The following is a 14,722-nucleotide window of genomic DNA, read 5'->3' as shown; positions in this document are numbered from 1 at the left end:
TGGGAGGATTATGGCAACTGTTTTGTTGATCAAAAACGCCCTATTGTGCATAAGACTTTTGATTAGATAGCAACAATTGCCGGAGGAAAACCTCCGGCAGTGCAAGATTACGCCCAGCGGCGCAGGATCAGTGAAGTATTGATGCCACCGAAAGCGAAGTTATTCGACTGCACAAACTCGGTATCAATCTGACGATAGCCGCCCATGATGTAGTCCAGGTCGCCACAGGCGCTGTCCGGTTCGCTGAGGTTGATGGTAGGGGCGAAGCTGCCTTCGCGCATCATCTCCAACGTCATCCAGGCTTCCAACGCACCACAGGCGCCCAACGTATGGCCAAAATAACTTTTCAGCGAGGAGATCGGCGTTCGATTGCCGAAAATCGCCGCCGTTGCCTGACTTTCCGCGATATCGCCACGATCGGTCGCCGTGCCGTGGGCACTGATATAGCCAATATCACCGATTGCCAACCCGGAAGCCTTCAGCGCCTGCTGCATGCAAATCTGCATGGTTTCCTGCTGCGGTTGAGTGATATGTGCCGCATCACAGTTGGTGGCAAAGCTGATAACCTCGCCGTAAATGGTCGCACCACGCGCCTGTGCATGTTCCAGCGACTCCAGGATCAGCGTACCTGCCCCTTCGCCAATCACTAACCCATCTCGCTGACGGTCAAAGGGCCGTGGCGAAAACTCGGGGCGATCGTTCTGCTGGCTGGTTGCAAACAGCGTATCGAACACCGCCGCTTCCGAAGGGCACAGCTCTTCGGCCCCGCCGGCCACCATCACCGTCTGATAACCGTGGCGGATGCTCTCATAGGCATAACCAATCGCCTGACTGCCGGAGGTACAGGCACTGGATGTCGGGATCACCCGGCCTCGCAGGCCGAAGAACAGGCCAGTGTTTACCGCCGCGGTATGAGGCATCATCTGCACATAGGTGGTGCCGGTAATATTGCCGGTGTGTTTCTCGGTGAGCATGGTGGCGAATTCACTGACCGGCTTGGTGCTGCCGGTCGAAGAACCGTAGGCGATACCGGTCTCACCGTTAGTCAGCACCTTCTCGCCCAGCAACCCGGCCTGTTCGAGCGCCAGTTCCGTCGCTCGGGTCGCCAACAGCGAAACACGGCCCATGGAGCGAATACGCTTGCGCGTATAGTGATCCGGCAGTATGAAATTCTCGATCGGGGCACCGAGGTGGGTGTTCAACCCCTGATATTCTTCCCATTGCGTCATGTAACGCACCGCATTCTTGCCCTGCTTCAACCGGCTGGACACCTCTGCCCAGCTATTGCCGAACGCCGTAACGCCCGCCATGCCGGTGACGACCACTCGTTGCGTCATACCATTCCTCCATTAATGGAAATGACCTGCCGCGTTACATAGCCGGCGATATCCGACATCAGGTAGCTGGCCAACCCCGCCACCTCTTCCGCCGAACCCATACGCTTAAGCGGGATTGCCCGCATCGCTTCATCCAGCGCCGCCGGCTCGATGTCGATCATACCAGTGTCGATCAAACCCGGGGCGATGCAGTTAACGGTAATTTTACGTTTCGCCAGTTCGATAGCCAACGCCTTACAGGCACCGATCACGCCTGCCTTGGCCGCACTGTAGTTTACCTGTCCACGGTTGCCCATGACGCCCGACACCGACGACAGCGCGATGATCCGCCCGCCTTTGCGCAGGCCAATCATTGGCATGACACAGGGGTGAAGCACGTTGTAGAAGCTGTCGAGATTGGTATGGATCACCCCATCCCAATCCTCCTCGCTTAACGCCGGGAAAGCGCCGTCGCGGGTGATCCCTGCATTATTCACCACGCCGTAGTAGGCGCCGTGGGTTTCAATATCCTGCTCCAACACCTCACGGCACTGAATGCGGTTGCTGATATCAAACTGCATCAATCGCCCTTGCCCGCCGGCACTGACAATTTGCTGCAAGGTGTGTTCTGCCCCGATCTTATCGCTGTGGTAGTGAACTACAATCAAAAAGCCATCCGCAGCCAGGCGGCAGGCTATGGCCTGACCGATCCCTTTACTGGCGCCGGTGACTAAAACGGAACGCATCATGCGTCTCCCCTTAAGGTCGTCAATTGAATAATTTCTTGTTGATCAGGTTGATAGGTGTTCAGCCTGCCCTGTGCGATCGGCACATTATCGATACTGATTTCACACTCAAAACTGGCTAATTTCTCGTCTTTCAACAACTGCTGCACGCTAACCACCAGCTCGCTGCCGGCAGGAAAAGCGGACAATTCGCAGTGAATGGCCCGCCCGCCGAGCAGCATACCCAGCTGCGGCGGCTTGGCACTCTGGCGACCGTGCCAGCCACTCCAAACCCCAATCGCCTGCGCCATCAGCTCAATGCCGTACCAACCAGGAAGTGCCCCCTGCTCGTCGAGAAACGGCGCCAGCACGCTATTCGCACTGACGTTGACCGCGCAGCGTGCATGCTCTTCACCCACTTCCAGCACCCGTTCCAGCAGCACCATCGGTGAGGCATGAGGTAAGTAATATTCTGCCGTCCGGTAAGCATTCATGGAGCATCTCCCAATAACAGGCAGGCATTGTTGCCGCCGAAGGCAAATGAATTGGAGAGGATAGCGCGCGCTCCCAACGTCTGGGGCTCACACACCAGACCGATCGGCGCCAGTTCGGCATCGCGGGAAACTGCACTGAAATCTTGCTGCGGCAGCGGCAATGACTGGGTCAACAACAGCCAGCTCAGCGCTGCCTCCACCGCTCCAGCCGCCCCCAGCGTATGGCCGGTAAGATGCTTGGTCGAACTGCACGGCGTTTGTTCGCCAAACAGGCGATTCACCACCAGGGCTTCAACCTGATCGTTAAGCCGCGTGGCCGTGCCGTGCAAATTAATATAACCAACTTGGTCGGTACTCAAACCGGCCTGCTGCAATGCCATGGTCATTGCACGCTCGGCGCCTTCACCGGCTGGATGCGGTGCCGACATGTGCCAGGCATCCGAAGACTCGCCAACGCCCAACAACGCCACCGGCGCAGGTTCCCGCGTCAACAGCATTAACGCCGCCGCCTCGCCGATATTAATCCCGCTGCGTCCTGTTGCAAAAGGCGTGCAACGCTCCGCGGACAGTGACTCCAGGCTGTGGAAACCGTTAATCGGCATTTGGCACAGGCTGTCTGCCCCGCCTACAATCGCCGCGTCCACTAACCCGGCGTCAATCAGACGTTTACCGCTGATGATGGCGCGTGCGCTTGAGGAGCATGCCGTCGACAGGGTATAGGCCGGACCGCGGGTCGAGAGAAAAGCGCTGAGAAACTGGCTCGGATCGCCCAGCTCCTGCTGGTGATAATGGTAACCCGGTGGCCACTGCCCCGCCTGATACTGTTGCAGCGCCAGTTCTCCTTCGTGAATGCCGGAAGTGCTGGTGCCCATAATCACCGCGACACGATCGGCGCCGTAACGGGCAATGGCCTCGCGTACCGGCGTCTCGATCTGCGCAAAAGCGGCCAACAGCAGGCGATTATTGCGAGAATTATGCCGCTTGAGCGACTCGGGGATCGCGGGTAAATCACCCTGTACGTTGCCAAACCAGGATGGCGCGCCGCCCGTCAGCCACTGCGTCTGCTGCTGCATGCCGGGCGAAATACCGCGCGTCAGGTTTTGCGCAATCTGGGGCAGATCATTGCCCAGCGCATTCACCATCCCTACGGCGGAGAAATAGATCATTATTCGTTCCCCAGCGTTTGAATGATGATGCGGTAATGGAAGGCGGATTGCGCGATCGACACCGGCTCTCGCCTTCCGTCCATCTGCTGGTAACGGATTTCATTGATCACCGCCCCATGCTCGTCATACAAGCGACGGACCAGCGCCTGGTCTTCCAGTCGCCACCCTGCTGGCAGCAAGGGTTGCCAGTCCTTCTCCGGCCAGTAGCTCAACATGATATCCGCCAGCACCTGGCCGGCTGGCGGCAGTTCCCCCACCTTGATCAATTGTTCGGTGTGGATCCCCTGACGATCGTAGGTCAGGTTAAACAGACGGATACCGAGCGGCGACATGCCCACCAGTTGCAAACGCTGGCCGTCGGCATTGAGCAGCACCAGCATCGAATGCTGTTGCCCTTTGACTTCGGCGGTCAGCAACTGTTGCTGATTAATCGGCTGAGCCAGCGCTGGAGGTGGTAAGGTCACCTGCGTACCGGGTTTTAGCCACGCCTGCGGCAGCGTCGGATCCTGCGAACCAGCGCAGCCGGCCAGCACGACAATCCACATTAACAGCACCATTCGTAAGCCGCGCATCAGGCTTTCCCTCTTTTTCTTTTCGATACTAACGTCAGCGGTGCCAATAAAAATGCCACGGCAATTCCGCTGCTCAATACGATACCAAAACTGCTGATAGCCTGAGTGTGGCTCAGTACCAGCATGCCGAACGTCAGTTGGGTGGTGAATACCGCCATAAAAATGGCGAACATCGAGGTGGTCGGCGTGCCCCGGGGATTGGTAAAGAACAACGTATAGTTGATGCCGATCCCCAAAACCAGCACCAGCGCCAACAGTGAAAACAGATTTAGCGTATGGCCACTCAGTGCCAATACCGCAATACCGCTACCCAGTGACAATAGCGTCGGCACCATGCAGCGCAAGCCATGACGCAGACCAAAACGCCACAGGTAAATTAGCGCAATCGCTGCAACTGACAATGCCAACAGATAAGAAAGATACAGGCGATATTGACCAAACAGGTCACTGAACTCGGTTTTCCTATCGATCCAACCGGTGCCGGGAACCTGCTCCGCCAGTGTCTTCATCATCGCACTGTTCTTCACGCCGTTAACGGGCACCAGCGCCGCACTGCGCCCATCGGGCAACGTCAGCCACAGCAGACGCCAACCCTCGCTAACCACGCTGCCCAGCCACTGCTGCGGGCTGACCCATTCAGGCGTTAAATCTGGTGTACTCAATACCAACTCTGCCTGCTGCAGGTTGTTCATCACCTGCGGCGCCACGCGCTGCAATAAAGCGATGTTTTCTTGCTGGCGTTGGAGAGAAGGCAGAGGCAACAGACGATAATCCGCCAGCACGCCTTGCCGTTTGGCCTCAGCCAGTTTGGGTTGCAACAACTCGATACGTTGCAACAGCTGCTCGGCATTGGCGCCGTAGACCACCAGCCACTTCTGATCGTTATGTTGGCCCGTCAGTGCGGCGATGCGCTGCTCTTGCTGCTGTAACGCCGCAGGTAATGCCTGCAGTTGGCCAATGTCGTCATCTACCTTCAACTGGTTGAACCCCGCGACCACCAGCAACAGCACCGCGCCGGGCAACCCATAACGCAACAGCGGCCGATGGCGCCAGGCATGCAGCCAATTCAGGATCAGCGTTAACCCCGGCGCTGGGCGTACCGGCAACCGTCGCGACAATTGCGGGTACCAGCAAATAACGGTAATGCAGGCGGCGCTCAATCCGGCAGCGGCAAATACCGCCAACTGCTGCAAACCGGGGAACGGCGCAATCAACAGCGCCAGGTAGGCCACTACGGTGGTCAGCAACGCCATCGACAATGCCGGCAACAGCTTTTGCAAACTGGCTAATGGCGTCGACTGCCGACCATGCACCATTCGCTCGGTCAGGAAATAGAGCGTGTAGTCAGCCGAAATGCCGACGATGCTGATGCTCAGCACCAGCGTCATCAAATGTATTTCGCCAAAGGCCAGCAGCGTAGCGACGGTGCCGGCCAGAGCGCCAATACCCACCGACAGCGCGCACAACAACAGCGGCAAAGGTGAGCGGAACATAAACAACACCAATAAAAACACGCCCGCCACCGACGCCAGGCCAATCGTGGAAATATCCTTTTCGGCCTGTTGGCTGGCGTAGTTGCTGTAAAACAACGTGCCGCGGCTGAGCACTTCGGCTCCCGGCCAGCGCTGCTGCAGCTGTTGCTGCAACGCTGTCAGTTTATCTACCGTTAGCCGGGCACTGCTGATGTCATAAGATGATGCGCTAAGCTCGGCGTGCAACAAATACCAACTGCGCCCCTGTGCATCACGCGCCACCAGCCAACCCTTGGACAGGCTCAGCAAGCCGCCGTTCTGTTGCTGCGCCAACTGTGAGGCACGTACCAGCATCAACGGATCGTTCGCCAGCTCTTTGCCGCTGACGCCGGCGAAAGCAGAGTAGAGCTGGCCGAGGATCCACTGGCTCTGCGCGTCTGCCCCCTTCTGCAAACGTTGCCGCGTGGCATCATCCAGCAGCACATTGCGATGCTGGTAGAAAAAACGCCCCCACTGCTGCTGACGTTGTGCATCCATAGGCCCGCCAACCCGCTGCAGCTCAGGCATCTGACGTAGCTGCTGCCACCACCAATCCACTGCGGCGTTGTCCGCCCCTGGCGGCGGGCTGACGAGCCACATCAGTTGACGATCCAGGCGGCGGCTGAAGCCGTCGGCCAATTCATCCGGCACGCCAACCAGTTGCTGTTTCGGCAATAACGCCAGGACGCTGCTGTTGATTTGACTGCGCGGCAACAGCCAACACAAGGCCGCAATCAGCAGCAGGCAAATCGCCAGCCAGCCAAATGCCAGCCGCCGATGCAGTTCAGGACGCAAAACGCTGTTGCTCCTCGTCAGTCAGCGCCTGCGGCACCGTACGTTGATTAAAGAAGCGAATATGGGTGGCGTCACTTTGCATATCGTCGATATCAATAGTTTCCAGGTACTGTTCGCCGTTGAGGGTGATGCGCTTGAACAGTTTGTCGAGCGGCGTGGTTTTCGGCGTCAGTACCAGCCGCCAGTGGTTATGCCCCAAATCGGTGAACTGCAGAGCAAAGTTTTGTTCCAGCGCCTGGCTGTCGGCATGAAACAGCGCGGTCAGCAGGTGATTGAACTGGAACATCTGCGGGTTGTTGTCCGCCGTTACCACCTGCGGCGGCTGGCCCGCCAGGGTTTGCACCATGCGTTTATCATCCAGCAGCAGGGTCAGCGGGAAAGGCTTCTGTTGCGCCCACCACAATCCTTTCTGCTGAGAAATCAACAGCTCACCGCTGGACTTTAACGGTTTTGCTATGCCGCTGATACTGCGCTGCTGCTCAAATTCGGCGCGCAGCACCGGCTGTTGGCTAAACCGCTGCTGCAGCTCCGGCAGCGTTACCGCCTGCACGCCCAGACTGAAGAAGGTCACAACAGCCAGCATCCAAAATTTCATTGTGCCCCCTCGATGTTATCCAACAGTACTTGCGGGGAGACAAAGCACATTTCTTTGCTGTCGGCGTCCACCGCGACCTGAATGGTATGGCCGCGGGTGGTGGTTATTCCGCTCTCTGCATCCAGAATGCGGTAGCCGATGCGCAGGCGGTTTTCATACTCTTCCAGCTCTGCGCAGACGATGATGCGCTGCTCAAACAGGACAGGCGCAATGTATTTCACCCGCGTATCTACGATCGGCCAAACATAGCCCGACGCCTGCATCTGCCGGTATCCGTAATTAAACTGTTTGAGCAAGGCTTCGCGGGCAATCTCGAAATAACGGAAGTAGTTACCGTGCCAGACCACGCCCATGGCATCGGTATCATGGAAAGGGATGGTGATTTCAACCCTGACGGAGAATCGCGGATTGTCTTTAAGCTTCATGTCTCAGGCCCCTGTTGCGTTGGCGACGGTGCCGCCAACTGCCAGAAATCGAAAAAATTAAACCAGTCGAGCGGCGCCAGCAGGCAATAATGCTCCAGCCGGGCGGCATAGCGGTCCACCGCATCCTGCAACGCCTGTTGGCGCTGCTGCCGAGGTAATGACAGCGGATCGGCAAACGGTTCGAAATAAACGTTCAGACGCCCCTGCTGTTTAAGACCGAACATCAGGTATACCGGACAACGCAGCGCAGCGGCCAGAACAAAAGGCCCCTGAGGGAAAGGTGCCGATTGACCGAGAAAGCGGCTCCAGACCACCCTCGGTTGCTCACCGCGCTGATGTTTTCCGGCCGAGGTGCGATCGCCAACGATAGCCACCCACTCGCCGGCATCGAGTTTGTCCTGCAGACGCATGGCGGTTTCAGGCCCCAATGAAGTCACCGGTATCAGGTTAAGGTTGGCACGAGGGTTGACCTCTTTCATCACCTGATTGAAGCGCTCTGCATGCTCGGTAAACACCAGAGCATTCACCTTGACGCCAGAATTCAACTCACCCAAAGCGCGGCAAGACTCGATATCCCCCAAGTGCGAGGCCAGGATCAGCGTACCTCTGCCGGAAGCGATCTGCCGTTCACAGGCTGCGGGATCTACCAGCCGAACGTCACGAAGTTCACCACGCCAGCTCGCCAGCTTGTCGAGCATCGCATCGCCAAAACGCATAAAGTGCCGAAAGCTGTTGAGCGGCGTGGGTAATGGTTGCTGTCGATTGTGGGCAAACTGCCGCAGACGTTGCAGATAATCACGCGAAGCTTCACGTTGGGCACGCCCGGTCAGCCAGAAGTAGCCGATCACCGGGTACAGCAGCCATTGAAATGCCCGGCGGCCAAACATCCGGTAGACCTGCAGCATAAGTCGGATCCCCCACAGGCCATGACGCTCCTGAGTTGCTGACCAATGCTGCGCTTTCTTCGCCCGTTGGCGTTGACGCAGTAAACGCGGAATCCGCGGCAACATGCCGAAAAACAACCGGGTGTGCATCCAGGAAATACGCAAGTTATCGCGCAGCGCATCGAAATGCGAAACGCCATCGATCGGGTAAGTAACCCGCGTCGGCAAGAAACGGCTTTGCACCCCCTGCCAATACAGCCGGACCATCACTTCGGTATCGAAATCCATGCGTTTGCCAAGCGGTTGGCGCGCCGCCAACGCCAGCGTCGGCGCTACCGGGTAAACGCGGAAACCGCACATGCTGTCCTTTAATGACAGCGACAGGGTTTCGACCCACACCCAGACGTGGGTGACGTAACGCCCATACAGGCGCGCTTTGGGTACCGAGCTGTCATAGACTGGCCGGCCGGAAATCAGACAGTCCGGATGAGCGCGCGCTTCGGCAATCATTGCCGGTATATCACTCAGTTGATGCTGACCGTCGGCATCCACCTGCAAAGCATGGCTGTAGCCCTGTCGCTGAGCCAATTGCAGACCGGCGATGACCGCTGCGCCCTTCCCCTGGTTTTTTTCCAACCGCAACAGGCTAACCCAGGGCAGTTCGGCGGCCAGCCGCTGTAGCGTTTCGGCGGTGGCAGCAGCGCTGCCGTCGTCCACAACCAGGCAAGGCAGGCCATAACCCGCCAACGATGTCAGTACCGCGGCCATCATCTGCCCGTGATTAAAACAAGGGATAAGAAGACAGGGGGAAAAAGGGGCGCTTACTGACATAACGAGATCTTGCCGCTGCTGGCGATCGCCTCACCGACGCGATAGCTGAACAACAGCTTGTGTCGTTCCGGTTGCCATTCGAGTTGCAGTAACACCCTCTGCCCCGGCAGTAACGGTTGTTGAAACTTGACCACCTCGATCCCTTTGAATCCGGCCTCGATAGCCAGCAACTGACGGGCATACTGCATGACCCAGTTCAGTTGCGTGACCCCCGGCAGGATCGGATGTTGCGGAAAGTGGCCGCGAAACCAAAACAGTTCAGCGGGCAAATGCAGCTGCAGGCTGGCGTGGGTGGCATCGCTCACCTGCTGTTGCAGCACCTCAGGTTGCATCATAAGAACAGCTCCTGTAGCTCAGCATAGGCGCGCTTGCCCTGCGGATTAAGCGGAATGGCATCGATAATGCGCCAACTGCGCGGCAGAGCCACCGGCTCCAGCCAGCCTCGCAGCGCCTGGTGCAGTTCACGGGTAAAAGCCCCTTCGGACAAGGTTTGTCGGCGGAGCTGGCCGTACGGAGATAGCACGACAACGGCCACCAGCAGCGTGCGCCCTCTTTGCTGCTGCGTTAGCACGGCAGCATCGGCAACCTCCGGCAAGGCCACCAGGCGACGTTCCACCTCGGTTAACGACAACCGTTTCTCTTCCAGCTTGATAATGCGGTCGGCGCGGCCATTTAACTGGAATTGTCGACCATCCGGCGCCAGTTCGATAATGTCGCTCAGCAACGTTTTACCCGTGTCAGGTATCAGGGGTGACATAACCTCAATCCGGTGGTCTGAATCCACCCTTAACCTGACGCAAGCAAACGGCTGCCACAGGGCAATGTCCCGATTTTGCCTGCGCCAGGCCAGTGAACCGGTTTCCGTGGTACCGTAGATTTCCAATGGCAATACCCCCAGCATTTGCCGGGCAAGCTGTGCTTCCACTTCGGATAACGGGCCGCCGGCGGAAAAAACCTCCACGCACTCAGCGAGCGTCAAACGATTATCCAAACGCTTGAGCCATGCCGGACTGCTGACAAACACCAAACGTCGGCCCTGATGTCGGGCAATCAACTGCTCTTGGTATTGCGTCAACTGCGCATCAAACGGCAGCCCTAAAGCCAGCGGTAGAAACAGCCGGAAGCTCAGGCCATACATATGCTGATGGGATACCGATGCGACGACGCAGCATCCTCGCAAGACGTCACCAAAAGCGGCAGCCAACAGTTCGCTTTCACGGTCCATGCAGGCGACGGATTTGCACACAGCCTGCGGTTGGCCGGTCGAGCCGGAAGTGTAAAGAATAAAACGAGGATCCTGAGGCCAGGCGGGTAGCGCGATATCCTCACAACCGCCCTCGCGCACAGCCAAAACGGGCACGCCAGGATCGAGAGGCAAATCGGTCAGTAGCGCATCGTAATCCGCTCGTTGCTCTTTGAGGATAGCTTCTCGCTGGTGACCAAAAATCACCGGCAGCCTGCCGGCATACAACGACGCCAGCAAGGCGACGGCAAAGCGATAGCTATCATCAAAGCACAGCGCCCAGCGGTGCTCTTCCCTACTCGCCAGTATCGCGGCCAATGCGGCAACGTCACGGCGAAATTGGCCGAGACAGAATAGCTGATCGCCACGCCAGGCGATCGGCACCGAATCATCGCGTTGCGTGCTGAGCCAGCGGTTCATTGGCAAACTCAGGCGTGCCGGATCCTTTTCCTGACTATCCATTCAATACCCATTAATGCCCCCATCAGCAGATAGCTGATGCCGCCGTTATACAGCGTCCAGAGTGTGATATCACCGGACAGACAGGTTGTCAGCGCTATCGCACCGTTAACAATAAAGAACCCGCACCACACCTGAGTCACCCGGCGAGTATAAGCAATGCCGGCAGCGTCCAACTGCGGTTCCGTTATACGGGCCAATCGCTCAACCACCGTAGGCGGGGCAAACAGCGAATAGGCAAACAGCAGCAGCAGTATTGCGTTGACCAGCACCGGGTAGTACAGCAACCAGTGGCTCTGCTTTAACGCCCAACTGGCGAGCGCCAGCAAGATGCCCACTATGGCCAAGGCTTTCCCCAACCACATCTGTTGGCGCAGTTTCCCGCGCAACATCAGCAGGCGCAAGCTAAAGACTCCCACCAACAACGGTGCCAGGAGAGCGGTTCCCCAATGCGTCAGGCCGACCCAAACCGCCAGCGGATACAGCAACAGCACCAGCCATACTGCGCCCTGCAGCAACCGCAACATCGGGGTCAGCCAACGACTCTCCACCTTAGCCCGCAGCCTTAGCTGTCTGACTTCAGCAGTTCATCAATGGCGTCAACCACGTCTTGTACGGTTCGCACCGACTTGAACATTTCCGGTTTGATCTTTTTGCCGGTCGTTTTCTGCAGGTGCACCACCAGATCCACCGCATCGATGCTGTCTAGCTCCAGCTCTTCGTACAAACGGGACTCTGGCTTGATGTCATCGGCGTCCAGCTCGAACAGTTTGACCAGCAGCGCCTGAATTTGCAGGTAAATTTCTTGCTTATCCATGAAAACCCCTTATTGGCTACGCTGTGCAGAAACAAACTTCGCCAGCGTTTCCACGGAATAAAAGTGTTGGCGCATATCCTGGCTTTCAGCCGACAGCACTACGCCGTAACGGTTCTTTAAAGCCAACCCCAGTTCCAATGCATCAATGGAGTCCAGACCCAGTCCATCACCAAACAGCGGCGCTTCGGCGTCAATCTCCTCCGGTGTCATACCTTCAAGATTGAGCGTATCAATGATCAATTGCTTGATTTCGGTGCTCAATAAATTCATTACGCTATTTCTCATTATTTATAGGTTCTGACTGTAAAGCGTCAGTTAAATGCTGGGTTAATCTTCTTGCCGCAAGGGCGGGCGAAACATCATTTGCATGAATGAATGCGCGGGTGTCGATCTTATCCTGAACGGTGATCCGGAATTGCGGTTTTACCGCCGGGATCTTATACCATTTGCCTTGCTTCGTCAGCATGGGGGGGTGACAGTGGATATGCACAATACGGATACTACACTGACCGCGCAGCGCAATATTAGCCGCTCCTCGCTGCAGTGCCAGAGCCTTGCCTGGTGTGGTGCGGGTGCCTTCCGGGAAGATTAAGATTGTCCCCCCGGCAGCCAGCCTTTGTCCGCACTGTTCCAACAATATATCCGAGTGCGCATTGGCCAGATACCCGGCGGCCTTGATCACTCCGCTGACAAACACATTGCTCAGCAAAGCCTCTTTCACTATGCAGTCGCAACGTGGCATTTGCGAAGCCAATAACACGTAATCCAACAGGCTGGGATGATTGGCGATCACCAAACAACCGCGATCTTCGCGAAAGCGTTCCGCATTGTCGAAATGGTAGTCCAGTACGCCGAAAAACCTCGTGGTAGCCAGGAAGAAACGGAAACTGTGGCGGATAGAACTTTGCGTCAGTTGGTTGCGACGAGCAGGATCACGCACTGCAAGACGCATAAGATTAAACCAAACACCGGACAATAACAGACCGCCCAGGCCAAACAACGAGAAACAAAAACCCGTAGCTATCACCCGCCAACAACGGTTAAACCATGAGGATTGTTCCGGCGTATTTTCTGCAGGCATCGCCTTTTCCATCAGCGTCCCCACGCCCAGTCATGCCGTTGACCGGGGACAGTGAATTCCTCATCAGCGCCAAGCCAACCGCGCAAAAATGCCAGACTCTGTGGTTCCTGAATGCAAGCCTGAACCTGCGCCGACTCAGCAACCTTGCAGTGTAACGAGCCACCGTTTTCCAGCAACAGGGCGACGGCATAAGGGAATGTATTTTCTGGCGCGAAAGGCCGATAGACATCCGGTACGGTACCGTCGAAATCAATTAATAACACCCGCTGCGCACTGCCCGTAGCTAACAAGGCCTGAGCCTCTATCATGCCCTGCTGAAAACTGTCCTCGCCGGCAGCCAACGAGGTGGTTGGCAAGGTATTCTTCGCTATAATCGTTAACCATCCCGCCGCCGTGTTATGCACCGACATGGCAAAATCCGTTGGCGATAGCGGTTGTTCCTGATGCAGATGTTGAAGAATCTTGTGCGTCCGCTCCAGCTCACCATGCCGACTGGTGAAGATCGCCATATCTGCCCGATAGTCCTTCAATAAGATCAGCCCGCTTTCTACTGCCAAACGCGTTCCGGCGCTCATTCGGCGCAGCGACATCATGGGGATATGAGAACAGGCAGGCAACGAGCCCTGATAATCGGAGGCAAGAAAGTCATCTGATGACCATTGACGCCATGCTTCACGCGTTCCACGATCGGGAGCCATTGCCCACCAACTGAGTATATTCATGTCGCCCGCCATTAATGGTATTACCGGTCAGAAAAATTCCGTGGCTAAATCTATTATATTTAATCCTGGATTGCATTCCCAAAATTCCTATTTTTAGCTGAAATGCTCGATTAACCGATTAGAGTTATTTATCGACATAACGCCGTGAGACTTGAGCGCAGAGGGAATTATCACAATGAAAAGCAGCAATATTTGTCGAAAATCTCCCGGAGGAGTATCTTATTGAGGGTAAGCATACATAACATCTCATGTATGAATATTACACATCTTAATAACGAACACTCATGGAAAAGAGTATGAAACCTTTAAAACTCATTTTAACGGGCGTATTCGCAGCGATTCTGGTCAGTGGCTGTGCAGGCACTGCGCCAGTAAAAAACGTCAGTCAAAACGTTGCGGGTAGCCACAGTAATGCGCAGGTGCGTCAGGCCATTCTCGCCGCAGGGCTTAACCGTGGTTGGATCATGAACCCAGTCAGTGACGGTGTGATCGATGGCAAGATCTTACTACGTGGTCATAGCGCCGATATTCGCATCAATTACAATTCGAATAGTTATCAGATTAAGTATATTGCCAGCAGTAATATGGATGCCAAAGACGGAAGTATTCACCCGAATTATAACCGCTGGGTCGCCAACCTGGATAAAGATATTCAACTGGAACTGGTTCGTCAGAATATTAAATAGCAAAAGTAATTACCCGACAGGAATAGTACTGCCGGGTATATTATTCTTTATATTGGTGCACAATTCAGATAATGATTTATAAAAGCAGATTTTCACCGCATAAATCATGCAGTGATTTGGATTTTCTTGAATTTTGCATATGAAAAAGCCCTGAGTCATAGACTCAGGGCTTATCAAATAAGTGGCGGAACGGACGGGGCTCGAACCCGCGACCCCCTGCGTGACAGGCAGGTATTCTAACCAACTGAACTACCGCTCCACCGATTCTTTTACGTCACATCTTTCGATGTGGGCAAAACCGCGCTTGGCGATCCTGCTCATTACCAGTTGTCAGGCTGATAACGTTTATTTGATGCCTGGCAGTGTCCTACTCTCGCATGGGGAGACCCCACACTACCAT

At 56.0% G+C, this 14,722-nt stretch carries 17 protein-coding genes and 1 tRNA gene; 1 reads left to right on the top strand and 17 read right to left on the bottom strand.

Annotated elements, in window-relative coordinates:
* Positions 1-107: 107 nt before the first annotated feature.
* The 16 genes from NR114_RS07750 to NR114_RS07675 are packed head-to-tail and all read right to left on the bottom strand — an operon-like array spanning position 108 to position 13,648.
* A complete protein-coding gene (locus NR114_RS07750) occupies positions 108-1,337 on the bottom strand; it encodes a beta-ketoacyl-ACP synthase (protein WP_234529302.1) in 1,230 nt (409 codons plus the stop codon).
* A complete protein-coding gene (locus NR114_RS07745; RefSeq protein ID WP_234529301.1) occupies positions 1,334-2,065 on the bottom strand; it encodes a 3-ketoacyl-ACP reductase FabG2 in 732 nt (243 codons plus the stop codon). The genes NR114_RS07750 and NR114_RS07745 overlap by 4 nt, the downstream gene beginning before the upstream one ends.
* A complete protein-coding gene (locus tag NR114_RS07740; protein WP_041414239.1) occupies positions 2,062-2,535 on the bottom strand; it encodes a hotdog family protein in 474 nt (157 codons plus the stop codon). The genes NR114_RS07745 and NR114_RS07740 overlap by 4 nt, the downstream gene beginning before the upstream one ends.
* Positions 2,532-3,701, bottom strand: a complete 1,170-nt coding sequence (locus tag NR114_RS07735; protein ID WP_234529300.1) for a beta-ketoacyl-[acyl-carrier-protein] synthase family protein — start codon at positions 3,699-3,701, stop codon at positions 2,532-2,534. Before NR114_RS07735 ends, NR114_RS07740 begins: the two co-directional genes overlap by 4 nt.
* Positions 3,701-4,273, bottom strand: coding sequence for a DUF3261 domain-containing protein (locus tag NR114_RS07730; protein ID WP_149573542.1), 573 nt, complete (start codon positions 4,271-4,273; stop codon positions 3,701-3,703). The genes NR114_RS07735 and NR114_RS07730 overlap by 1 nt, the downstream gene beginning before the upstream one ends.
* Positions 4,273-6,579: an MMPL family transporter gene (locus tag NR114_RS07725; protein ID WP_234529299.1), complete on the bottom strand. Its 2,307-nt coding sequence runs from the start codon at positions 6,577-6,579 to the stop codon at positions 4,273-4,275. Before NR114_RS07725 ends, NR114_RS07730 begins: the two co-directional genes overlap by 1 nt.
* On the bottom strand, positions 6,569-7,174 hold the full coding sequence (locus NR114_RS07720) for an outer membrane lipoprotein carrier protein LolA (RefSeq protein WP_116691254.1): 606 nt from the start codon (positions 7,172-7,174) through the stop codon (positions 6,569-6,571). The genes NR114_RS07725 and NR114_RS07720 overlap by 11 nt, the downstream gene beginning before the upstream one ends.
* On the bottom strand, positions 7,171-7,599 hold the full coding sequence (locus NR114_RS07715) for a thioesterase family protein (RefSeq protein WP_046374459.1): 429 nt from the start codon (positions 7,597-7,599) through the stop codon (positions 7,171-7,173). The genes NR114_RS07720 and NR114_RS07715 overlap by 4 nt, the downstream gene beginning before the upstream one ends.
* Complete coding sequence (locus NR114_RS07710) at positions 7,596-9,314, bottom strand: glycosyltransferase (RefSeq protein ID WP_234529298.1); 1,719 nt, start codon at positions 9,312-9,314, stop codon at positions 7,596-7,598. The genes NR114_RS07715 and NR114_RS07710 overlap by 4 nt, the downstream gene beginning before the upstream one ends.
* Entirely contained in the window at positions 9,305-9,649 is a 345-nt protein-coding gene (locus NR114_RS07705; RefSeq protein ID WP_020825309.1) for a 3-hydroxyacyl-ACP dehydratase FabZ family protein, read from the bottom strand. Before NR114_RS07705 ends, NR114_RS07710 begins: the two co-directional genes overlap by 10 nt.
* Complete coding sequence (locus tag NR114_RS07700) at positions 9,646-11,019, bottom strand: AMP-binding protein (protein WP_129941149.1); 1,374 nt, start codon at positions 11,017-11,019, stop codon at positions 9,646-9,648. The genes NR114_RS07705 and NR114_RS07700 overlap by 4 nt, the downstream gene beginning before the upstream one ends.
* Positions 10,986-11,543: a hypothetical protein gene (locus NR114_RS07695; RefSeq protein WP_046374463.1), complete on the bottom strand. Its 558-nt coding sequence runs from the start codon at positions 11,541-11,543 to the stop codon at positions 10,986-10,988. The genes NR114_RS07700 and NR114_RS07695 overlap by 34 nt, the downstream gene beginning before the upstream one ends.
* 38 nt (positions 11,544-11,581) lie before the next feature.
* Positions 11,582-11,833 carry an acyl carrier protein gene (locus NR114_RS07690; protein ID WP_012005336.1) on the bottom strand — a complete coding sequence of 84 codons (252 nt, stop codon included), beginning with the start codon at positions 11,831-11,833 and terminating at the stop codon, positions 11,582-11,584.
* Positions 11,834-11,842: 9 nt separating this feature from the next.
* Entirely contained in the window at positions 11,843-12,103 is a 261-nt protein-coding gene (locus NR114_RS07685; RefSeq protein ID WP_044548404.1) for a phosphopantetheine-binding protein, read from the bottom strand.
* Between the two features lie 4 nt (positions 12,104-12,107).
* Positions 12,108-12,926 (bottom strand): 1-acyl-sn-glycerol-3-phosphate acyltransferase, encoded by an 819-nt coding sequence (locus NR114_RS07680; protein WP_020825305.1) that lies wholly within the window; start codon positions 12,924-12,926, stop codon positions 12,108-12,110.
* Positions 12,926-13,648: a beta-ketoacyl synthase chain length factor gene (locus NR114_RS07675; protein WP_020825304.1), complete on the bottom strand. Its 723-nt coding sequence runs from the start codon at positions 13,646-13,648 to the stop codon at positions 12,926-12,928. The genes NR114_RS07680 and NR114_RS07675 overlap by 1 nt, the downstream gene beginning before the upstream one ends.
* A 284-nt stretch (positions 13,649-13,932) precedes the next feature.
* On the opposite strand from NR114_RS07675, the gene NR114_RS07670 reads away from it, so the two are divergent.
* Entirely contained in the window at positions 13,933-14,322 is a 390-nt protein-coding gene (locus tag NR114_RS07670; protein ID WP_234529297.1) for a hypothetical protein, read from the top strand.
* A 182-nt stretch (positions 14,323-14,504) separates the two neighbouring features.
* On the opposite strand, the gene NR114_RS07665 is transcribed toward NR114_RS07670, so the two are convergent.
* A tRNA-Asp gene (locus NR114_RS07665) sits at positions 14,505-14,581 on the bottom strand.
* Positions 14,582-14,722 lie beyond the last annotated feature (141 nt).

This window comes from Serratia sp. Ser99 (genome assembly GCF_024519545.1).
In the GTDB taxonomy this organism is placed as follows: Bacteria; Pseudomonadota; Gammaproteobacteria; order Enterobacterales; family Enterobacteriaceae; genus Serratia; species Serratia liquefaciens.
The sequence above is the reverse complement of the archived record's forward strand: the minus strand, read 5'-3'. Positions and strand labels throughout refer to the sequence as shown.